Source organism: Pseudoalteromonas rubra (genome assembly GCF_005887115.1).
In the GTDB taxonomy this organism is placed as follows: Bacteria; Pseudomonadota; Gammaproteobacteria; order Enterobacterales; family Alteromonadaceae; genus Pseudoalteromonas; species Pseudoalteromonas rubra_F.
In genome coordinates, this window is sequence record NZ_PNCJ01000036.1 from 67,891 (window position 1) to 89,354 (window position 21,464).

The 21,464-nt window shown below is 46.7% G+C and carries 17 protein-coding genes; 9 read left to right on the top strand and 8 right to left on the bottom strand.

Annotated elements, in window-relative coordinates:
* Positions 1-46: 46 nt before the first annotated feature.
* Positions 47-1,981 carry an ATP-dependent zinc metalloprotease FtsH gene (gene ftsH / locus CWB98_RS19615; RefSeq protein ID WP_138546372.1) on the bottom strand — a complete coding sequence of 645 codons (1,935 nt, stop codon included), beginning with the start codon at positions 1,979-1,981 and terminating at the stop codon, positions 47-49.
* Between the two features lie 68 nt (positions 1,982-2,049).
* The gene (gene rlmE / locus CWB98_RS19620; RefSeq protein WP_138546373.1) at positions 2,050-2,679 is read right to left on the bottom strand and encodes a 23S rRNA (uridine(2552)-2'-O)-methyltransferase RlmE; all 630 of its coding nucleotides are present in this window, start codon (positions 2,677-2,679) and stop codon (positions 2,050-2,052) included.
* A gap of 83 nt (positions 2,680-2,762) precedes the next feature.
* Here rlmE and yhbY point away from each other — a divergent pair, with 83 nt between their 5' ends.
* Positions 2,763-3,059, top strand: a complete 297-nt coding sequence (gene yhbY, locus CWB98_RS19625; RefSeq protein WP_054017088.1) for a ribosome assembly RNA-binding protein YhbY — start codon at positions 2,763-2,765, stop codon at positions 3,057-3,059.
* A gap of 20 nt (positions 3,060-3,079) precedes the next feature.
* Here yhbY and CWB98_RS19630 read toward each other — a convergent pair whose 3' ends face one another.
* Positions 3,080-4,240, bottom strand: a complete 1,161-nt coding sequence (locus CWB98_RS19630) for a serine hydrolase domain-containing protein (RefSeq protein WP_171045705.1) — start codon at positions 4,238-4,240, stop codon at positions 3,080-3,082.
* Positions 4,241-4,420: 180 nt separating this feature from the next.
* Here CWB98_RS19630 and CWB98_RS19635 point away from each other — a divergent pair, with 180 nt between their 5' ends.
* The 4 genes from CWB98_RS19635 to CWB98_RS19650 all read left to right on the top strand — a co-directional run bounded on the left by CWB98_RS19635 (position 4,421) and on the right by CWB98_RS19650 (position 9,024).
* Positions 4,421-5,227: a hypothetical protein gene (locus CWB98_RS19635; protein ID WP_138546375.1), complete on the top strand. Its 807-nt coding sequence runs from the start codon at positions 4,421-4,423 to the stop codon at positions 5,225-5,227.
* A 145-nt stretch (positions 5,228-5,372) separates the two neighbouring features.
* Entirely contained in the window at positions 5,373-6,080 is a 708-nt protein-coding gene (locus CWB98_RS19640) for a response regulator transcription factor (RefSeq protein WP_138546376.1), read from the top strand.
* A gap of 98 nt (positions 6,081-6,178) precedes the next feature.
* Positions 6,179-7,489, top strand: a complete 1,311-nt coding sequence (locus CWB98_RS19645) for a sensor histidine kinase (RefSeq protein WP_138546377.1) — start codon at positions 6,179-6,181, stop codon at positions 7,487-7,489.
* Between the two features lie 188 nt (positions 7,490-7,677).
* The gene (locus CWB98_RS19650) at positions 7,678-9,024 is read left to right on the top strand and encodes a sodium-dependent transporter (RefSeq protein ID WP_138546378.1); all 1,347 of its coding nucleotides are present in this window, start codon (positions 7,678-7,680) and stop codon (positions 9,022-9,024) included.
* Positions 9,025-9,167: 143 nt separating this feature from the next.
* Here the strand turns inward: CWB98_RS19650 and pgl are convergent, their stop codons facing one another.
* From pgl to pgi, 3 genes are all read right to left on the bottom strand, one after another.
* Entirely contained in the window at positions 9,168-9,878 is a 711-nt protein-coding gene (pgl, locus tag CWB98_RS19655; RefSeq protein ID WP_138546379.1) for a 6-phosphogluconolactonase, read from the bottom strand.
* Positions 9,878-11,350, bottom strand: coding sequence for a glucose-6-phosphate dehydrogenase (gene zwf / locus CWB98_RS19660; protein WP_138546380.1), 1,473 nt, complete (start codon positions 11,348-11,350; stop codon positions 9,878-9,880). Before zwf ends, pgl begins: the two co-directional genes overlap by 1 nt.
* 484 nt (positions 11,351-11,834) lie before the next feature.
* Complete coding sequence (pgi, locus tag CWB98_RS19665; protein ID WP_138546381.1) at positions 11,835-13,478, bottom strand: glucose-6-phosphate isomerase; 1,644 nt, start codon at positions 13,476-13,478, stop codon at positions 11,835-11,837.
* A 389-nt stretch (positions 13,479-13,867) separates the two neighbouring features.
* On the opposite strand from pgi, the gene CWB98_RS19670 reads away from it, so the two are divergent.
* On the top strand, positions 13,868-14,902 hold the full coding sequence (locus CWB98_RS19670) for a LacI family DNA-binding transcriptional regulator (RefSeq protein WP_138546382.1): 1,035 nt from the start codon (positions 13,868-13,870) through the stop codon (positions 14,900-14,902).
* 34 nt (positions 14,903-14,936) lie between these two features.
* Here the strand turns inward: CWB98_RS19670 and CWB98_RS19675 are convergent, their stop codons facing one another.
* Together CWB98_RS19675 and CWB98_RS19680 are read right to left on the bottom strand one after the other, a co-directional pair.
* Complete coding sequence (locus CWB98_RS19675; protein WP_138546383.1) at positions 14,937-17,213, bottom strand: aminotransferase class V-fold PLP-dependent enzyme; 2,277 nt, start codon at positions 17,211-17,213, stop codon at positions 14,937-14,939.
* A gap of 150 nt (positions 17,214-17,363) precedes the next feature.
* Positions 17,364-18,440, bottom strand: a complete 1,077-nt coding sequence (locus CWB98_RS19680) for an AI-2E family transporter (RefSeq protein WP_138546384.1) — start codon at positions 18,438-18,440, stop codon at positions 17,364-17,366.
* Positions 18,441-18,813: 373 nt separating this feature from the next.
* Between CWB98_RS19680 and CWB98_RS19685 the strand changes: the two genes are divergently transcribed.
* From CWB98_RS19685 to arsC, 3 genes are all read left to right on the top strand, one after another.
* Complete coding sequence (locus CWB98_RS19685; RefSeq protein WP_138546385.1) at positions 18,814-19,479, top strand: hypothetical protein; 666 nt, start codon at positions 18,814-18,816, stop codon at positions 19,477-19,479.
* Between the two features lies 1 nt (position 19,480).
* Positions 19,481-20,932: a M48 family metalloprotease gene (locus tag CWB98_RS19690; RefSeq protein ID WP_138546386.1), complete on the top strand. Its 1,452-nt coding sequence runs from the start codon at positions 19,481-19,483 to the stop codon at positions 20,930-20,932.
* 182 nt (positions 20,933-21,114) lie between these two features.
* Positions 21,115-21,462: an arsenate reductase (glutaredoxin) gene (gene arsC, locus CWB98_RS19695; RefSeq protein ID WP_138546387.1), complete on the top strand. Its 348-nt coding sequence runs from the start codon at positions 21,115-21,117 to the stop codon at positions 21,460-21,462.
* Positions 21,463-21,464: the final 2 nt, after the last annotated feature.

Here is a 21,464-nt window from a genome sequence, read left to right on the forward strand (position 1 = left end):
AACCCCAGCTCTAGCCGGGGTTTCAGTTTGTTAATTCTAACTCAGGTTATGACTTGTCATCAAGCTCTGAACCCGGTGAAGATGCACTTTCGCGATTGTCATCGTCACTGCTCGCGCTAGTCTGTTTATCTGTATTACCATTGTCTGTTGGCTTACGATCATGAGCATCTCTGGGTGGACGCACTTCTTTTCGTTCCATCAAGTCATCAATCTGGCCTGCATCGATTGTTTCATACTTCATCAATGCATCTTTCATCGCGTGCAGGATATCCATATTGTCCTTAAGAATTTGCTCCGCTCTATCGTAATTGCGAGTTACAAAGTCCTTAATTTCAGCATCGATCAGCTTAGCCGTTTCATCAGATACACCAGCCATACGAGATGACCCGCCACCCATGAACATTTCACCCTGTTCTTCCATGTACATTTGTGGACCCAACTTCGGACTCAAGCCCCATTGTGTTACCATCTTACGAGCAATATCTGTTGCTCGCTCAATATCATTGCTGGCACCGGTTGTTACTTTATCATCACCATAAATAATAGCTTCAGCAATACGACCGCCGTAAAGACTGGACAGCATAGACTCAAGATGTTCTTTTGAGTGGCTGACTCTATCCTGCTCAGGCAAATACATAGTGACGCCCAGCGCTCGACCACGCGGAATGATAGACACCTTGTAGACCGGATCATGTTCTGGTACCAGTCGACCTACAATAGCGTGACCCGCTTCATGGTAGGCAGTCATTTCTTTTTCTTTCTCAGACATAACCATAGACTTGCGCTCTGCACCCATCATGATTTTGTCTTTTGCCGCGTCAAACTCTGCCATGCTCACTTTACGTTTATTACCACGCGCAGCAAATAACGCAGCTTCATTAACCAGGTTTGCCAAGTCGGCGCCCGAGAAGCCAGGCGTACCGCGTGCAATGACGGATGCCTCAACATTTTCGTCAAGTGGTACTTTACGCATGTGAACGTTCAGGATTTGCTCCCGACCACGTACATCAGGTAACCCAACAACAACCTGTCGGTCGAAGCGTCCAGGACGAAGTAGCGCTGGATCAAGCACATCCGGACGGTTAGTGGCAGCAATTACAATAATACCTTCATTACCTTCAAAGCCATCCATTTCTACGAGCATTTGGTTTAGAGTCTGTTCACGCTCATCGTGACCACCGCCCATACCGGCACCACGTTTACGACCGACCGCATCGATTTCGTCGATGAAGATAATACAAGGAGCCGCTTTTTTAGCTTGATCAAACATATCACGTACACGTGACGCACCCACACCCACAAACATTTCAACGAAGTCTGAACCGGAAATGGTAAAGAATGGAACTTTCGCTTCGCCAGCAACCGCTTTAGCGAGTAAGGTTTTACCGGTACCGGGAGGACCAACCATCAACACGCCTTTCGGGATGTTACCACCTAGCTTCTGGAACTTAGATGGATCTCGTAAGAAGTCTACTAACTCAGTCACATCTTCTTTTGCCTCATCACAGCCTGCAACGTCCGCAAATGTGGTTTTTACCTGATCCTCGCCCATTAGGCGGGCTTTACTTTTACCAAATGACATGGCGCCTTTGCCGCCGCCACCTTGCATCTGACGCATGAAGAATATCCATACACCAATAAGCAGAAGCATAGGGAACCAGGAGATAAAGATATTGGCCAGGAACGACTGCTCTTCTGGTGCAACGCCTTTAACGTTTACATCGTTCTTAAGTAAGTCGTTAATCAGATCATCGTCGTACAATGGCATAATAGTTTGGAAACGCTCACCATTGTTTTTGATTCCTGTAATTGTGCCAGCTGTCCGGTCGATGTTTACATCGCGGACGACACCGCTGCGCACTTCGTTCACAAACTGAGTGTAACTAGTCTGGCGATCTGCTTGTTCGCCACCATTGAAGCTCTGAAATACGGTCATTAGCACGACAGCTATTACCAGCCAGAGTATTAAGTTCTTCGCCATATCGCTCAAGGGGTTAACCTCTTGTATCTAAAATAATTCAAATTCGTCTTAAAAGCGTTTCAACTGTACTACAGTTTGTAGCCCGTCGCCACTATATATACTTCACGAGATCGTGGGCGTGACGCTTTTGGCTTGCGGATTTTAACCACTTTAAAGGCATTACGCACGTCCTGTACAAATTGATCAAAGCCTTCGCCCTGAAACACCTTGACGGCAAAAGCGCCGTTAGGTTTGAGTACTTGATGACACATGTCGAACGCCAACTCAACCAGGTACATACTGCCGGCCTGATCTATCACGGTGTTGCCGCTCATATTTGGCGCCATGTCTGAACATACCACATCTATATTTTTGCCACCAATTCGGTCTAACAAAGCGTTTAAGACGGCTTCCTCACGAAAGTCGCCCTGAAGAAATGCAACGCCTGGTAAGGAATCCATCGGCAAAATATCACATGCGATCACTTCGCCATTATCACCTACTTGCTCTGCAAGATATTGTGACCAGCTTCCTGGTGCAGCCCCCAGGTCAACAACATGCATGCCCGGTCTAAACAATTTGTCTTTTTGTTGGATCTCCTCAAGTTTGAAGACAGCACGAGAGCGATAGCCCCGCTTTTGTGCCTCGTGAACATAAGGGTCTTCAACATGTTCTTTTAACCAGCGTTTGGAGCTCGCTGAGTGCTTTTTATTTGCCATATTAACTGCAACTCATTAGTAATATTCTTTAGATGGCGTTAGAATAGCGGTAATTCAAGCCTTAATTAGTAAATTGTATCAATATGACATTATCAAATAAACAGAAGCAGTACCTAAAAGGGTTAGCACACGACCTAAAACCTGTTGTTTTGCTCGGCGGTAACGGGCTGACAGAGGGGGTTCTGTTAGAGATTGAGCAATGTTTAGACATTCACGAGCTCATTAAAGTAAAAGTACCAACTAATGACCGTGAGACTAAGCAGCTTATCTTTGATGCCATTGTTCGTGAAACAGGCGCTCATAAAGTTCAGGTGATCGGGCACATCATAGTGCTATATCGTCAAAGCGAAGACAAAAAAATTCAACTCCCTCGCCAGTAGTCTTCAGCCTGCAGGACCGACTATTCGTCAGCCTGCGTTTCAGCTGTTCTGCTAAGCTCAATGGCCTGACGAATAAACTCTGTGCTCAGGCCATTGATAACACCGCTTTCTGCATTCAGAAGCAGACTAAACCCAATCCCTAACTCAGGTAGCACAGCCACATCCGTCCTGTACCCCTGCACCCAACCGCTGTGGTAGTACATTAATTCACCAGCAAAACTATATATGCGCCATCCCAGGCCATAATGCGCTTGCTCAACGTAATTACGCCATACACGTCGACGCAGCTCACGCTTTGTGCGCGTGTAAGGACGAGATTGAATGGTCAGTGCGTCCAATGACAGTACCGATGGATAGATACCCAATTGCGCCTTTAACCATTGGCTCATATCAGCGGCACTGGCATTCACCCCCGCTGCGGGGGCGACTTTATAGTAATGGGGTTTTAGCTTTGCGGTATGCCAGCGCTTTTTCCCCCTGACATGAGGCGCTGCAAAATTATCGTCTTTGGTCATATGAGCATGTCCTAAACCCGCATCTTTCATACCCAAAGGCTCAAAGAAAAAATGCTCAAGCCAGGACTCGTAACTCAGCTGAGTACTTTGCTTAATCACATCCCCGATGAGACTGAACATAACATTCTGATAGCCGTAGCAGATACCAGGTCTGCAAATGTGCTCAACATCAACCAGTTTCGGATAAATTTTGTCATAGCTCATCCTGGACTCAATCAAGTTGTCATACGCATTGGGTACCAGACCACTGGAGTGACTCAACAGGTGGTATAACTTCGCTTCACCATATGCACTCTTGGTGAAAATAGGCAGGTGCTCTGCAACCGTATCTTCAATGTCGAGCACGCCCTGGGCGGCCAACTTGGCAGTCAGAGAACCTGCAAATGTTTTAGAAACAGACGCTAAACGAAAACGTGTACTGGCTGTGACTTTTCGCCCTTTTCTGACTTTGGTCAGGCCTATCCCAGCAATATGATCACCATGCTCACGGTGTACAATGCTCAATGCCGCGCCCGGTATCGATTTTTCTTTTAGTTTTTGTTGGAGTTGCTTAGAATATGCGTTCACAAATTGCTCCCAGCGCCGCTGTTCGCTATCTGGGTTAGCCTGAACGACCCAAGTCGTCAGTGCGAATGCAATAACAATAAGATGATGCAGTGACTTCATAATGATCCGATTCATTAACACGCTGCACATAATATCATGAAGTTTGGCACTGCTCACGCAGACAATCCGTGCTGACGATAGAATTTTTTCTGCTCAGCCACTGAGATAATGCCAAAGAATTTGTCGTGTTTTAATGCAGCTAAGTGCTGAACTATAAAACTAAATTTAGAGGTATAAGTCATGCGCTGTTTGCTTTCAATTATTGCCTTGGCCGGATTGACAGGGTGTATTGCAACACCGCCAATGGCACCTAAACTGGATGTGCCGGCTAAGCCACTGTTAACCAAATCAGTATATCAACTGTCGTACAGTACCGAATTAGAGTCTGCACGCATTAAATCCGTTCAGCTGCCTGCTCACCCCGTCAAAAGCGGTAACACGGTTTATATCGATACCAGTAAAGTCAGTATGACGGATACATTACGCAAACAGATTATCCAGCTTTTAAAAGACAAAGGCTTGACAGTTGTTGCACAAAGAAGCAGCGATTATCATTTGGTCGTTCAGCAACTTGACCTTTCTTTTGGTAAGGACAAGGTATATGTGCTGAACAAGCCTGAGGATCCACACCCCTACATAGCAGAGTTAGCTCAAACTATTCCGAGTAAGCAGTGTAGCAATATCGTTGCTTCTTTAAGTATGCGATTGACGCACAAATCATCATCCGATGTCATCTGGTTTGCTAAATCATCTATCAATAGCGCCGGGTACCAAGGTATCCCGTTACAGTTTACCTTCACAGAAACAGAGAAAGTGACTAACGAGCATGCTGTAGTATCATTTATCGTTGAACAAAATCAGGAAGAAGCCCGTCGAGCCCGATACAATCAAGCTGTGGAGATCCCACCCTATCGCGTGGAAGCGCAAATATCTCCGCTTGTGAAAACAGCCGGCGCCTGTAATAAGACAGAAGTCAGCGCCCTGACCAGTGATATGATGCACCACTTAAGTCGTGGCCTGATAGAAAAGCTTAATGTATTGCTTTAACTAAAGTTCTAAAACAAGAACACACACTTAATTACACTTTTTACGCGATTCGTACTTATAATTGCAGTCAAGAACATAATTAAAGCAAAGTTAACGAAGCCTTGTCGGTCAGTAACTCTGGCAAGCGCAATTAAGGAGAAGTCAAATGGAGCAATACGGCACGATTTTGTTGGTTGAAGATGACGAGTCACTCGCGCAGTGGGTTGCCGATTACCTGAATAATCAGGGTTACACCACAGAATGTTGTTATCGCGGTGATCAGGTTGTCAGTATGGTCAAACAACACGAGCCGGATCTGGTGTTGCTGGATATCATGTTACCTGGACAAGACGGCATCAGTGTATGCCGCGAGCTGCGTCAGTTTTACAGCAAGCCCATCATTATGCTCACAGCCAAAGACGAAGAAATGGATGAGGTGATTGGTTTAGAAGTCGGCGCCAGTGATTATGTCATCAAGCCCGTTCGGCCTCGTGCGTTGCTGGCAAGGATCAAGGCAAATATGCGCGTAGCCCAGGACAACGAGTCGAACTCCGATACCAATGCTGTCATGCTGAATGTCGGGAACCTGCGTATTGATACGCAAGCCCGAAAAGTCATTGTGTCTGATCAGGAAATCAATGTATCCAGTGCCGAGTACCTGTTACTGCATTTTTTGGCCAGCAATGCCGGAGAAGTGGTTTCCCGCGATGCCGTGTTTAAGGCAACTAAAGGGCGTGAATACGATGGTCTGGACCGCAGCGTTGATGTACTCATTTCTGCCCTGCGTAAAAAGTTTGGCGATGACCCTCAGAACCCCGAAAAAATAAAAACAATTTGGGGAAAAGGCTATTTGCTTGTACCTTCAGCCTGGTAAACCAAGGGGTTTAGCCTCTCACAGTCCGCACATTCAAGTGCGGACTCAGCCGCTCTTCGTATCGCCTGATGTAGTCGTGCCTGTCTCTGGAGTAGTGAATGAAAAAGCTCTATCTTTATCTTTTAGCTAGCGCCCTTATCTCAATCGTTGTTCTGGGCTGGCTGCTTGATACCCTGAGCCAACAAGCTGAACCTGCGGAAGACGCCTTTGCCTGGCAGGCAAAGTTGCTGTATGGCGTAACCAATCAAAGTGCTTCTATTCCGGAAACTTTGCGGCCCGCCTATATGGAGCAGGTCAGTAAGGACTTTGACTTACCCATCACCTATAGCTCAGGCGATTCACTGGCACTCCCTGTAGAGCTAAAAAACCAGATGATGCAGCCTGAAGGGCTACTGCTGGAGGATGACATGGGCTATTACCTGTTAAAGTCAGCCCCTTCTCTGGCACCAGACTATCTTGAACTCAGATTAGAGAAGCCACCTGAACAGTACGACTCTGATGTCTTTCTCACCTTGGCGTTTTATGCAGGCATTTGTACCTTTATGTGGGTTATCTTGGCACCACTGGCCAAGCGACTTGCCGTGTTGGTAAGCGCAGCAAAACAGTTTGCCAGCGGCGATTTAAGCGCACGAATAGAGGTCAATCATTTCACCTATATAAAGGATCTGGAACTCACCTTTAACCGCATGGCAAATCAAATAGAAAAGCTGCTGGCTGAAAACAAACTCATGGCCTCCAGCTTATCTCATGATATTCGCACTCCGGTAGCCTGTTTACGCTTTGGTTTTGATGCGGCTTTTGAGGAAGACGACATTGAGCAAGTTCATGCCTTGATGCACAGAATGGAAAAGGATCTCGACCAGATGGAAGACATGTTGGCGAGCTATTTGTCCTTTGCCACACTCGAACAAAAATCACACCTGCTCAAGTTCGCCCCCACTCAACTGGACGATTACATCCGTCACGTGGTTGAACAAATGACGCCCAAATTGACGAACAAACAAATCAATGCCAGTGTCTCGGTCCCAGCACACTTACAGTTAGATGCTGACCCCCATTGGCTGGCGAGAGCCATCTCCAATTTGCTCAGTAATGCCTGCGATTTTGCCAGTAAACAAATTATAGTCAGTGCACAGCAATTGGATCATCAGATTGAAATACGGGTCGAAGATGATGGGCCAGGTATAGAAGAAGAAAACTGGGCTAAGGTGTTTAACCCATTTTTTCAGGAACAGGGCCACCGTAATCGTGCAGGTAAAAGCTATGGGCTGGGCTTAGCAATTGTTGCGAAAGTAGTTGACTGGCACCACGGTCAGGCCAGTGTCAGCAGGTCCGACCTGCTGGGCGGCGCTAAATTCACGCTAACTTTTCCCTGTAAAGCACCGAGAAATACTGTCAAGGCTGACTGACAAGCGTTAGATTTATGCTATAAATCAGCTAGATACTAGCCAAACGCGGACACTGTACTGGATTTTTCAGATTACGCTCAGGATTTAAGCAAAAACTTGTGTTAGATCAATGCAATTTAGGCCTTTTTATTTCCTTTTAATTACAGTAGATTGTTGCCGCCGTCTTTAAAAAAGAGAAGTATAACAATATGAGCACTGTGCGCGGAGAGTTCAGCTCTCGCTTCGGATTCATTATGGCTGCAGCAGGCTCTGCTGTTGGCCTGGGAAACATTTGGGGTTTCCCGACTCAAACCGCCAGTAATGGGGGGGCCGCTTTTGTATTAATGTATTTGATCCTGGCGTTTTGTCTGGCTTACCCCGCATTGATGGCTGAACTGGTGATTGGCCGTCACGGCCAGGCAAATGCGGTCTCTTCTTTACAAAAGCTTGGAAACAACCCCATACAAAAAAAATTCGCGTTCTTCGTCGGCTTTGGCGGCATCATTTGTGCCGGACTGATCCTGAGCTTTTACGCCATTGTGGCAGGCTGGATGCTCAGTGCCACGATAGAGCCTGTCGCTAACACAGTTGGTGCCACAGGTGCCGCTCAATGGTTGTCAGAGCAATCTCTGGTAAGAGACCTCAGCTTTACCCTAATTTTCGTCGCGTTGACCATCTCAATCATTAGTAAAGGGGTCGAAAATGGCATTGAGAAATGGTCTAAACGTCTGATGCCTGCCCTGTTGCTTATACTATTCTCTTTGATTGCGTATGTGCTTACTCAGGAAGGTGCAACAACCGGCTTAAAGGCCTATCTGGTCCCTGATTTTTCGTCTTTGCTCGACCCGGGGTTACTTGTCAGTGCACTCGGTCAAGCTTTCTTCTCTCTGTCGCTGGGTACCAGTGTTATGATCATTTATGGTTCATATATCAGTAAGCAGGAAAACCTGGTTTCCCTGGGCGCCTATGTCACCCTAATTGATGTCTTTATTGCTTTTGTTGCTGGCTTGCTTATTATCCCGGCAATGTATGTGGCACAGGCTCAGGGAGTAGAGATCTTCTCTGCTACAGGACAGCTCTTATCAGAAGATACCTTAGTATTTCAGGTGCTGCCTGCCTTGTTTGAAGGTATGGGTGGTGTGGGCGTATTCGTTGGTTTTGCCTTTTTCGCTCTGATGAGCATTGCAGCACTCACCAGCTCTATTTCTATGCTGGAGGCTCCGGTGTCATACGCAGTCGAAAAGTTTGCTTTAGCCAGAACACAAGCGACCTGGATCATTGGTGGCATTATTGCAACCGTGAGCGTGACTATCATCCTCAACTTCTCAGCCCTGTTTGGTCTGGTTGTTAAACTTACCACGCAATTCGGTCAGCCATTGCTTGGGATGTTCTGCTGTATTTTCGTTGGCTGGATCTGGCACCGTCAGAAACTACTGAGCGAAATTCAGGAAGGTCATCCGGAAGTGGCATCATCCCTGTTCTGGCGGATCTGGCCACTGTACATCAAATTCGTTTGTCCGTTGGCAATCGCACTGGTCTTTATCAATTCTCTGTAACAAACAGACGAGTCAAAACGAATGATTAGAGAGGCAACACCGCCTCTCTTTTTTTAAGTCGCTTCTTCTGACGATTATTTTCCGGACATTAAAAAAGCACGCTTTTGACGTGCTTTTTTAATCATACGATTCTGCGTGGCTGATTATGGGCACCAGAAAACGCTGAGCTCAAGCTGTGGATGATTTAGCACAGCCCGCAATGGAATGTCGAGTTCAGAGCCAGGTTGCTTGGCTTCTTCATACACTGCGCGCTTTGCCTCTCCACTGATAAGTAACACGGCATGCTTTGTATGAGCAATGCCTGCCAGTGTGAGGCTCATACGCTCAGTGATACTGCCTGTTACTTCACTTTGTTTCGCATTGATTGCACAAACAAGATCAGACGTTTGTAATGCCTGCTCAAGCCCTTCTGCGTGAGGGAACAAAGAGGCAGTATGACCATCCGGGCCCATGCCAAGAATAGTAATATCGAAAGGCGCTTTCAGTGCGGCATAGGCTTTTTCACACCTAGCCTGACCAGACTGTGCCGTTGCTTCGGCGTTTTTCATGGTCACAAACTCAGCACAACTTGCTTCGTTTTGTAACAAGGTTGCGTTGATGAAAGCTTCGTTGGACTTTTCATGATCCGCGTCTACCCAGCGCTCATCAACCATAGCAACGGTGACCTTGTCCCATGACAGTGGCAGATTTGACAAGTGTTGGTACGCAGGTGCCGGTGACGAGCCACCTGATACCAGCATAGTTGCACGACCGTCTGACTCAATGGCACGACTGAGTGTGCTACTCAAAAGCTCAGCCAGTTTTTCCGTCATCGCCTCTTTGCTATCAAAAAACGCTTCGTTCAGCTGTGCCATTATGCTTTTTCTCCTACATTGAACCAGGCATGGTTATTTTCTTCCAACAACTCATCAGCCGCTTCAGGACCCCATGAGCCTGCACGATAAAGTGAAGGTGTGCCCTTTTCCTGCCAACGCGCAACAATAGGGTCAATCCATTGCCAGGCTTGACGTACTTCATCACGGTGAATAAACAGTGCCGGGTTATTTGCTGCCGCATCCAGCATCAGGCGTTTGTACGCATCTGAATGGAACCCCTTGCTGTATTGCTGACTTAACTCAATGTTCAACGTAACCGGTTGTAGCTGCATTTCCAGGTTATCAAGACGTTTTGACATCAAAGTTAACTGGATACTTTCTTCAGGCTGCAGTCTGATCTCGAGGCGGTTTGGCTGGATCGGACCCACGCTAGGATCGTAAACATTGTGAGAAACCGGCTTGTATTCAACCACTATCTCAGCACAGCGCTTTTTCATCCGTTTACCTGTTCTAAGGTAAAATGGTACACCTGCCCAGCGCCAGTTATCGATATGTGCACGGATGGCCACAAAGGTTTCTGTAGTACTGGAGCCTTCACCCAGCTCTTCAAGGTAGCCCGGCACGAGTTTGCCGTTCAGGTCACCCGGTACATACTGACCACGTACCACATTGTCATCGACATCTTCACCGATCAAAGGACGCAACGCTTCAAGCACTTTAAGCTTCTCGGCACGAATACTATTGGCATTTAATTTTGATGGAGATTCCATTGCAACGAGGCATAGCAACTGCAACAAGTGGTTTTGGACCATATCGCGCAATGCACCAGCCTTATCATAAAAGCCTGCACGACTCTCCAGGCCTACGGTTTCTGAAATGCTGATCTGAATGTTGTCAATGGACTTGGCGTCCCAGAGGTTTTCAAACAAAGCATTAGCAAAACGCAATGCCATCAGGTTTTGTACGGTTTCTTTACCTAAGTAGTGGTCAATACGGAAGATCTGGCTCTCTTCAAAAAACTGCGCAATCTTACCATTGATTTCTTCCGCTGATTTACCACAATAACCAATCGGCTTTTCAACCACTACGCGAGCATTTTCAGTGATCAGGTTTTTCTGCGATAACAATTCACAGCAGGTACCATATACCGCAGGAGGCAAAGATAAATAGAAGACACGAGACTTTTCCTCACCATCTGTGTCCAGAATATCTTTCAGCACATCCCAGTTATCATCTGCCGCTGTTACATTAACAACCACAGGCACCAGAAATTGCGAAAAGGCTTTCCAGTCTTTGGCATTAAACTCTCCTTCACTAAGGTGAGATTGGAGTGCCTGCTCTGCCGTTGCGAGGTATTGTTCTCTTTGTTCTTGTGCACGGACGGTAGGCAATACGCGTGAGCCTTCAGGTAAATTACCTTCTTGATACGCACGATACATTGCAGGTAACAACTTTCGTAACGCTAAGTCGCCGCCCCCACCAAAAATTACGATATCAAAAGGATTAAGCATAATTATGTCTCACAAGGTTAGGCGCGTAGCACATCAGTGCATCACACGCTCGTTGGTTAAAACCGTTTTCCAGTCTGACTGTAGACTAGCAAACACTGCTTTCATGCTAGATTTGAATTCGATTGCACAACCTGACAGTACTTATAATGGTAACTGATTTATTGTGCCGAAGTTCCGTCGGGATGATAACGTATTGCCGATTTGATACGTCTGTATGTACTTCGTCGTGACGACTACGTCATACATCCCCAATAAGAGTCTGCCCGTCACTGCTTGTTGGCTCTGACAAAGCCAGTTTACCCGCTTGCCCGTTCTTAGTTATGACAAAGCGAATAAATTTGAAAAAATGAGCCTTAGGGGCACTGTAATTCCTCTCACAAAAATACAGGCCCTAAGCACTCCAGCGCTACCCGTTCAAAGGTATTCTTTTCGTTCGTGTCCTGGTAGCAATCGGACACCTGACACTGCGTTTAGTTGTCAGTTTTTATGATCTATTCTGTTTATAGTACGCAATCAATCCGGCTGTGGAGCTGTCATGTGCGTGCTCCACCCCTTCTTGCGTCAGCTCTGCCTCTATGGCGCTGGCGAGCCCTTTGCCCAACTCAACACCCCACTGATCAAATGAACAAATCTCCAGTATAATGCCTTGGCAGAATATTTTATGTTCATATAACGCAATCAGGCGACCAACCGCTTTGGCATCGACTTCATCCAGGATCATCGACGTTGTTGGTCGGTTTCCTTCGTGGATTTTATGCGGCAGCAGACGCTCAATTTCAGCTTCCGACTTACCTTTTTTCGCCAAGTCTTCGCGCACCTGTTGCTCATTCACACCCGCCATCAGCGCTTCTGTCTGAGCGAAGAAATTGGACAGTAAAATATCGTGGTGTTTATCAACATTGCGCTGTGGTTTTACTGAGGCGATAAAATCAGCAGGTACAATCACGTTCCCCTGATGCAGACACTGATAAAATGCGTGCTGGCCGTTAATGCCCGTCATGCCCCAGATCAGTGGCACGGTTGTGTAAGGTACTGTATGTCCGCCAAAGGTGACATGTTTACCGTTACTTTCCATCTCGCCCTGCTGTAAGTAAGCGGGCAGCATGTGTAACGCCTGATCATAAGGTAAAATGGCTTGCGACTGATAACCCAGAAAGCTGGTATTCCAAACGCTCAACAACGCCATAATCAACGGAATATTCTGCTCAAGCGGTGCATTTTTAAAGTGTTCGTCAACCTCAAAGGCGCCCTCTAAAATAGCTTCGAATTTGTCGTAGCCAAGATATAACGCGATGGGTAAACCGATGGCACTCCACAAAGAGAAACGACCCCCCACCCAATCCCACATTGTGAATACATTTTCGTCGGCGATACCGAATGCCCGGGTCTTCTCAAGGTTTGTGCTGACCGCTACAAAATGCTTAGCTACTTCGGCTTCGTCTTGTGCGGCATCCAGAAACCAGGCAACAGATGAGCGTGCATTTGTCATAGTTTCTGACGTCGTAAATGTCTTCGATGAAATAACAAACAAAGTCGTTTCAGGAGATACTTTATCTAATACATGGGCCAATTGAACACCATCGACATTAGATACGTAATGGACCTTAAGCGTATCGTCAGCATATGAGCTGAGCGCTTCAGTGACCATCTGAGGACCCAGGTTTGAGCCACCTACCCCAATTGCCACAACATCCTTAACCGACTTGCCAGTATAACCACGCCAGTCACCACTGCGCACTTTATGACTGAAAGCCTTGATTTTCTCAAGTTCTGTATTCACCTGGTCCATGACGTTTTCGCCATCAACATAGACAGGTGTATTAGCGCGGTTACGCAACGCGACATGCAAAACAGCACGGTCTTCGGTGATATTGATCTTTTCACCCGCAAACAGCTTGTCTCGCCACTGGGCCAGATCACATTCCTGCGCTAATTTAATGAGCTGAGCAAACGTGTCTTTGTCTATGAGTTGCTTAGAGAAATCAAACAACAAGCCCGGGATCTGGCGAGAAAACAGTTCAAATCTGTCTGGGTCTTGCTCAAACAGAGATTTAAGATGTTGTGTCTTCAGCTGCTCTGATGCTGTTGTTAAAGCCTGCCAACTCTGTAGTTGTGTACGGCAACTCATAAAAATTCCCCTAGTGACGATGCGTTTTCAAAACAATAAAAATTGTAATTATCACAAGTGTTAAACGGTGTATTGCGTTAAACATAAGTTAAAATGACAACGCTGTCAAATAGCTAATAATCAATTTTACATTGCGCATAATACCCGAATTTTGACTTTTTGACACCGGTATCATTAATTTATTTGGTAGATTTTTTGCTGCTAATTTGAGAGTAAATTGGATAGACTAGAAGCAGTAAATGATCATTTTATGAAATCAAGGCACGGACTATACCGAGTAAAAACCCGACTGCGAGTCATCAGAAATGCGCAATGATCGCGCTATAAAGTACGCAGTTAGTCGCTTGTACACAATATAGTACCACCTTCTCTCACAGAAGAAAAACAAGATGAAAGTAACCATCAACGATGTAGCAAAACATGCAGGCGTGTCGATGAAAACCGTATCGCGCGTGATCAACAAGGAACCATCGGTACGCAAAAAGACCTATGATCAGGTGATGCAAGCCGTCAAAGAGCTGAACTACCAACCCAATACTGCCGCACGAAACCTGGCCGGTACATCTTCATTTGCCATTGGTCTGGTTTACGATAACCCCAATGCCTACTACATCATAGATATGCAAAATGGTGTTTTATCTCGGTGCAAAGAAGAAGGATACGAGCTGGTGATCCACCCTTGCAACGCACAGCGCGAAGATATGCAGGCAGAGATTGCCACTATGATTAAGCGTTCACGCCTTGCCGGACTGGTATTAACCCCGCCTTTATCAGAGCAACAACCCATCATTGATATGCTGGATGAACTGGGGGTGAGCTATGTTCGCTTGCTGTCTGGTCACAACGAGCAGGAAGAAAACGCCAGAAACTGTATTTATGTTGATGACTTTGCTGCCGCTTATGAAATAACAGAACATTTGATAACGCTTGGACACAAACACATTGCCTTTGTTTGTGGTGATGAGGAACACAAATCAACAACTGAACGACTGGCAGGTTATAAACAAGCCTTAGCCGATCACCAGATAGCCTGCAACGAAGACTTTATACATAAAGGCACCTACTCTTTCGAATCCGGTGTTAACGGCGCAAAAGCATTACTCAAAGATGGTAACCCTAATCAGATCACCGCAATTTTAGGCGGTAACGATGAGGTGGCCGCAGGGGCGCTATTTGCTGCACGTTTAATGAATATCGAGATACCCGCTCAGCTGTCCATTTCCGGGTTTGAGGACTCTCCCTTCTCACGCCAGACATGGCCAAAATTAACGACTGCGCATCAGGCCAATAACGTGATATCGGAACATGCTGCACGGCTGTTGTTTTCTAAAACCCGCGGTAGCCGTAATCACGACAAAGACATCGTCACCACGTTTACACCAAATATGGTGGTACGGGAAAGTACCGGCCCGGCACCTCGTTAACAACATGCCCCGGTCAGGCCGGGGCACACATGCATCAGTTCAGCGCCAACCCACCTGCCAGGTTGACCACCTTGTCAAAGCCAAGCAAAGCAAGTGTGTTACCAGCTTGCATAGAGCGATTTCCTGTTCGACATACTAACAGGTAATGCTGCGATGAATTCAAAGCACCATTGCTAAGCACATCCGTCATTCTGCTCAGTGGGATATTCAACACCCTGCCGGAAGCCAACTCACCGAACAACTCCGTGATCCCACGTCTCGATACATCTGACTCATATGGTTCGCGACAGTCAATAATTACGCCCTGATGAGAGTGCAACCAATCTTCAGCAGCGGCTTTATTGAGCGACTGAACCGATGGCACTGCCGAGTCCATCAGTGCACCAAGGAATCGCTCTCTGAATGTGGTTGAGTCACGATCAATCGCGACTTTTTGCTCAACAAACTCATCTGTAGAACATGCTCCATTCAGCAACCGCCCCAAGAGTGGACTGATCTGTACCTGAGCATGCCAGTTAATTGCAAAACACTGCTGATAATCTAATGCGCTACATATCAGACTATTGTCATCAAGTACCTCGTTAAGACGCAGTAAATTTGCCGCCATTGACATCGCTCGTGAAGTTTCCCCCTGACTGTCGCCCAATCCCTGAGGTAGTAGTAACTTACCAACAAAACAGGCAGATACATCTTCACCCTGCATAAGCAGGTAACAGCGCTCTTGGGAATTGCTATCTGCCTGAGAGAGCTTTTTCAGAGCCCCCTGTAGCAAACCGTCGGGCTCACCTTCAGGCCAACCAAACTCATCTCTCGCTCTTTCATCGGTCAAATTATGTGCCAACAGGTTCACGGCATCAGCAGCTTGTTCGCTCAAGTACGTCTTAAGCAATGCACTGCAACCCAACCCCTGCTTGTCAAGTAAACGTTGCAACCTGGGCACCAACTCCGGAACCGGATCAATGATCACCGCTTGTTTATCGGTCGTCACATACAACCAACAGCAAGCGCCTTGATGACGTAGCTGAGTTAACCCAACCGCACACGCTTCCTGCTCAGGTGCTGTGCTATCCGATACCACCAGGCAATTGTTCTCCAATATTGGCTTTAAACTTTTCAGCGTATCACAGGCATGACGGATCTGGGCTTCACTATCAGCAGGTCCAAATGAGAGCCGGATGGCATTCTCGCTGTGCCAGTCAGGCGCATTCATCGCATCCAGAACAAAGCTTCGGCTGGAACCCGAACTACAGGCGGAGCCACCGCTAACCCGAATACCCGCCGCATCCAGCAGGTCAATCACCTCTTTGCTGGTCAGGTGGTCTACCGAAAAATTCAGTGTTGTCGGGACCGACAGCGCAAAATCATGGTGAAAGGTGACTTGTTTAAACGTTGTCTCCACGGCTTCAGCCAGCATACTGCGATGCTTTTCAAGTTGTGCAACCGGATTAAAAGGAGAATTTTCTTTGTCCAGCAACATATCAAACAGTTTGCTAAGCGCGGCGATACCCGGGATATTCTCTGTACCAGAACGCATGCCCGATTCCTGGCCGCCTCCTGCGATAAAGGGTGTATAGGGACTGCCGTTGCGAATGTATAAAAACCCAATCCCTTTCGGTGCATAGAGTTTATGTCCAGAAAACGGGGCGTAATCAATCGTAGTTTGAGACAGCTTAAGCGGCAGTTTACCCAGCGCCTGCACACAATCTACCATCCAGGCTGTTTGCGTGTTACCTTCGCGGATCACCTGCTCCAGACGAGCCAGATCCTGCTTAACTCCCGTTTCGTTGTTCGCAGCCATAGTACAGATCATCACGGCTTGCTCAATATGCTCGGCGATAAAGTCCAGATCCAGTAACCCTTTCGAGTCTACCGGGATTTCCAGAATCTGAGCATTCAGGCCAAGTAAGCGGTTCCAGTGTTTTAGCGTATTTGGCACCGCCTTGTGTTCTGTCGCGCCGTACATCAGAACGGGGTGTGCATACTGTTTGTTACTTTGCTGAACGTAATCGCTTAGCGCAGAAACAATGGCAGTCTGTATTCCTTCTGTCGCGCCTGAGGTAAACAGCAATTCGCCACTTGTTGCCCCAATCACCTCCCGACCCTTATTTCTGGCCTCTTCCATCAGATGCTTAGCTTGAACCCCCGTAATATGGGCGCTAGAGGGATTACCAAAACAAACTTGCATGGTATGTACCACGACTTTGGCAATCTCGGGTAATACCGGTGTAGTGGCATTAGCATCGAGGTAGATTAATTGGTCTTGCTCAGACTGGATCACACGGCGCTCCTTTATAACAATATAGAATATCATATTCCATTCTACACAAAAGGGGGAGCAAGCATAATAATCATTTGCTGTATAAATGAAGATCGTTATTCCAAAATGGTACAAGATAACATTCGGGGAGATAGACAAGCAGAACAGGTAGCGCGAATGCGCCACCTGTCAGACGATAAAGGATCAGTCGGCCTCAGAGGCTAGATATTCCTGATGCTGAGTTGACCAGGCATTGAGAAGTGCTTTTACTAGCGAGGCCAGTGGAATTGCGAAGAACACGCCCCAAAACCCCCATAGACCGCCAAAAAATAACACGGCAACGATGATGTAGACTGGATTGAGATCAACCGCCTCAGAAAACAATAAAGGCACCAGGACATTACCATCTAATGCCTGGATCACGCCGTAGACCACTAACACAGTCCAAAACTCAGGTGCAATACCAAACTGGAACAGCGCAACCGCAGCAACGGGCAAAGTGACCACAGCAGCCCCAATGAAAGGGATCAAAACCGAAAACCCAACCAACGTGCCGAGTAACGCGGCATAACGCAGATCCAAAATGGTAAACGCCACAAAGCTGGATAAACCCACTATGATGATCTCAAATACTTTACCCCGAATGTAGTTCATGATTTGGTGGTCCATTTCTTCCCAAACCTGATTAATAAGACGTCTTTCTTTTGGCACCAACTGCAGTAGGCCCGTGGTTAACTGGCTTTTATCCTTGAGCATGAAAAACACTAACAAGGGCACCAGCACCAAATAAATCAGCCAGGCCACCACGTCTTTAATCGAAGTCAGAGACGCAGACACTAGCTGTTGTCCGAATTCAAACAACTTAGTTTCAACCGTCCCAACCAGATTTTGCACCTGCTCTGCAGAGATAAGGTTTGGATAGTTATCAGGCAAATGCAGCAAATAGTATTTACCCTCTTCAATCATTGTCGGTGCTTCTTGCACCAGATTACTGGTTTGTGTCCACAACACCGGTAAAATACCAAACATCAACGCCAGCATGACACTCACAAATACCAGCATAACAATATTGGTTGCCATCTGTCGGCTAGGCACAAACCGCTGTAGACGAGTAACCGGCCAGTCTAACAGGTAGGCGATCACTATTGCCACTAATACCGGGATGATAAAAGTCCCAAAGAAATACAGCAGCGCGGCCATCGCAAGCAACATCAGCAACAGTGTCACTGAGTTAGGATCTGAAAACTTGGCCCGATACCAGGACTTAATGAGTTCAATCATTTACACACTCCACTTGTATAAAAAATGGTTCTGACTGTTGATTATGCTGAAATACCATATCTTGACTGTCTAAATAGCGCATTATATCTCGCAGGTCTTGTTCTTTAGTGTAAAAAAATCGCACGGCATCAGCTTTAATGTTCGCCTGTTTAAGCTGCCACTTAAACTGGACAAAAAGCTGCGGACACCGCAAAGGGCGTAAATCATATTCTATCACTCTGCTAGGGCCTTATTTAATTCTACTTTCAACCTATTACAACTCTCTTTCTGTGCCTTAGCACGTTTCAGATTTACTCTGTCAGCAAACCGTATAGCCTGAACTCGGTCAATGCGTTATCCTTATAACAGAGATAGTGTTTTTTCGGATTTTCACATGCCTGGTGCGAACAACAAGGCGCGTTTGCCTGACAACCCAACCTTAAAAGAAATAAACTGGTATAAAAAACAAATTAACTGGGGTGAGTTGCCGCCATTTTACCATCTTGTCGCCTCTTCGGTTAGCGAAGGCGAAGGGATTTTTCAACATGGATTTGATCATGCCGTTAAACGTTTACTAGACAAACGGAACTGGAACTTATCTTTGCTCGGCGGATATGAAGATCAAAACGGTCTTATTCACTGTGATAAAGCGCCTGCTTTGTCTTTACACCAGGTATTTACAGACCGCGGTTTTGAGCTATGGGCTTACCCCATTGCCAAAGGGGTTAAAGTCGACAGATACCTCAAAGACAACAAATATCTTGAGTTTAACGTCTGGGACCCACATACCATGAAAGTCCTGTTGCGTTTCAATCAGCTCCATAAATTTATCGCTTTTTATTTTGACCGGGGCGATACCGCAGACAAAGCGCTTATCCTGCATGCGCATAAAGTGGTGCACAAAACATTGGCCATGCTGCAACGAGAATTGAACGTTATTAAGGTCGATGGGGTCTCAATAAAAGACTTTTATATGTTATGCGAAAAAGACGCACGGGCATGCAGCGATGAAGTGGACATTGCCAAAATCATGCTCGGCGATGATATGAATAAGGATTAGAATGCAGTTAAAAAAACTGTTTCAGGCATCTGTGTGTGCCTTGTCACTGACTGTTTCGACCTCAGGCTTCACTCAGTCCTCATTAAAATTACCCGATTTGGGCACTTCTGCGGTACAAGTGCTCCCCATAGATAAAGAACAAGCCATCGGCGAGATCATGATGATGCAGATCCGCTCAGGTTCTAAGCTTGTACAGGATCCGGTACTTGATGAATATCTCTCAGCGCTAGGTAATAAGCTCGTTGCCAACGCCAATGATGTCCGCTTCCCCTTTTCATTTTTTTGGATTGAAAATAAAGATATAAACGCCTTTGCGTTTTATGGTGGCCATGTGGGCGTGCACACCGGGCTGATGGCACAGGCCGACAACGAAAGTCAATTTGCCTCAGTACTGGGTCACGAAATCGCCCACGTGACACAACGTCACCTGGCACGCAGGATCCAGCAAGCAAAAGACAACAGCGCGCTGACAATTGCGGGTATGATCACCGGTATTCTGGCCACCGTGATCGCTCCTGACGCAGGCATGGCTATCCTGTCTGCCAGTTCGACTCAGTCCGCACTGAGCCAGCTTACTCACAGCCGAAAAGCTGAACAAGAAGCCGACCGTTTTGGTATGCAGACACTTTATAATGCGGGCTTTGATCCAAACGCCTCCAGTGAGTTTTTGAGCAAACTGGCCGCCCAGGTGCGTTTCAAAAACAAAGCGCCCGTCTTTTTAATGTCTCACCCACTACCCGACTCCCGGGTTTCAGACGTACGTCTGCGTGCGCAGCAATATCAACAAAGATATGTACCAAAAAGTCAACAGTTCCAGCTTGCTAAAAGTCGGGTTATCGCCAGATACCAATTGGAGGGTAAGGCAGCACAAGCCTATTTTGAACAGGCATTGAAACAATCCTCCGACTTGGACAAAAGTGCACTGGAATATGGACTGGCCATCACTTACCTGGATCAGAAAAAACTGGACAAGGCACAAAGCTTGATGGACAAGCTGATAAATGCTGAGCCCAACAACCTCTTCTATCTGGACGTATACACCGATCTGCTACTGGCAAAAAAAGACTATACAGCGATCACTAAGCTGTTAGGTGAAAAACATGAGCTTAGGCCCAACAATCAGGTTATCACGCTCAATTACGCCAACGTCGCTATTAAAAGCGAGCAATATAAGCTGGCCGAGCAACTTCTGAAAGTCTTTTTACTGGAAAAGCCGGGGCATGTTCTTGCACGGCAACTGCTCACGGATACCTACAAAAAAATGGACGCCAAAGCTGACTATCATGAAAGCCAAGCCAGCTTACTCAGTCACTATGGTGCCTTTATGCGGGCAGCAGATGAAATTCAAAAGGCGCTTAACCACGTTGAAAAAGAAGAGACTGTGCGCCGGCTGCGCTTAAAAGCCTTGCTGACTCAGTACAGGGATATGCAAAAAGAGCTGGCTAAACTCTAAGTCAGGACCCCCTGAGCGTAAACGGGAAAAACCATACGCTCAGGGTAAATCTGGTCGACCCCGGACACTCCTCCCCCTCAAAGCATCAGGGGCTCTTGACCTGAAAAACGTAGGCATAGCTGACAGGATACGGTACAATTTGCGCTGAATCAGATAAGTATTAATACCGTAAAGGATCTTATATGTCAGTTACGATTTACCACAACCCACGTTGCTCAAAATCTCGCGAAACTCTGGCTTTGCTGGAGTCTCAAGACGTTCAACCTGAGATTGTCGAGTATCTTAAAACACCAATTAGTGAAGACACCCTGAGTGCTCTGCTACAAAAATTAGGCTTTACTTCTGCACACCAGTTGGTACGCAGCAAAGAAACGATTTATAAAGAGCTGGGCTTGAGCAAAGACAGTGACGAAGCGCGTATTCGTCAAGCAATGCTGGAAAACCCCAAATTAATCGAAAGACCAATCGTCGTGAAAGGTGACAAAGCCGCCATTGGCCGCCCACCTGAATCTGTTCTGGATATTCTGTGATC

Excerpts from the sequence above, each read along its gene's own strand:
- CWB98_RS19670 (WP_138546382.1), top strand. The coding sequence starts at position 13,868 with ATGAAAGTAACCATCAACGATGTAGCAAAACATGCAGGCGTGTCGATG.
- CWB98_RS19685 (WP_138546385.1), top strand. The coding sequence starts at position 18,814 with ATGCCTGGTGCGAACAACAAGGCGCGTTTGCCTGACAACCCAACCTTA.
- CWB98_RS19690 (WP_138546386.1), top strand. The coding sequence starts at position 19,481 with ATGCAGTTAAAAAAACTGTTTCAGGCATCTGTGTGTGCCTTGTCACTG.
- CWB98_RS19650 (WP_138546378.1), top strand. The coding sequence starts at position 7,678 with ATGAGCACTGTGCGCGGAGAGTTCAGCTCTCGCTTCGGATTCATTATG.
- rlmE (WP_138546373.1), bottom strand. The coding sequence starts at position 2,679 with ATGGCAAATAAAAAGCACTCAGCGAGCTCCAAACGCTGGTTAAAAGAA.
- CWB98_RS19630 (WP_171045705.1), bottom strand. The coding sequence starts at position 4,240 with ATGAAGTCACTGCATCATCTTATTGTTATTGCATTCGCACTGACGACT.
- ftsH (WP_138546372.1), bottom strand. The coding sequence starts at position 1,981 with ATGGCGAAGAACTTAATACTCTGGCTGGTAATAGCTGTCGTGCTAATG.
- CWB98_RS19675 (WP_138546383.1), bottom strand. The coding sequence starts at position 17,213 with ATGATATTCTATATTGTTATAAAGGAGCGCCGTGTGATCCAGTCTGAG.
- zwf (WP_138546380.1), bottom strand. The coding sequence starts at position 11,350 with ATGCTTAATCCTTTTGATATCGTAATTTTTGGTGGGGGCGGCGACTTA.
- CWB98_RS19640 (WP_138546376.1), top strand. The coding sequence starts at position 5,373 with ATGGAGCAATACGGCACGATTTTGTTGGTTGAAGATGACGAGTCACTC.
- arsC (WP_138546387.1), top strand. The coding sequence starts at position 21,115 with ATGTCAGTTACGATTTACCACAACCCACGTTGCTCAAAATCTCGCGAA.
- CWB98_RS19645 (WP_138546377.1), top strand. The coding sequence starts at position 6,179 with ATGAAAAAGCTCTATCTTTATCTTTTAGCTAGCGCCCTTATCTCAATC.
- pgi (WP_138546381.1), bottom strand. The coding sequence starts at position 13,478 with ATGAGTTGCCGTACACAACTACAGAGTTGGCAGGCTTTAACAACAGCA.
- yhbY (WP_054017088.1), top strand. The coding sequence starts at position 2,763 with ATGACATTATCAAATAAACAGAAGCAGTACCTAAAAGGGTTAGCACAC.
- CWB98_RS19635 (WP_138546375.1), top strand. The coding sequence starts at position 4,421 with ATGCGCTGTTTGCTTTCAATTATTGCCTTGGCCGGATTGACAGGGTGT.
- pgl (WP_138546379.1), bottom strand. The coding sequence starts at position 9,878 with ATGGCACAGCTGAACGAAGCGTTTTTTGATAGCAAAGAGGCGATGACG.
- CWB98_RS19680 (WP_138546384.1), bottom strand. The coding sequence starts at position 18,440 with ATGATTGAACTCATTAAGTCCTGGTATCGGGCCAAGTTTTCAGATCCT.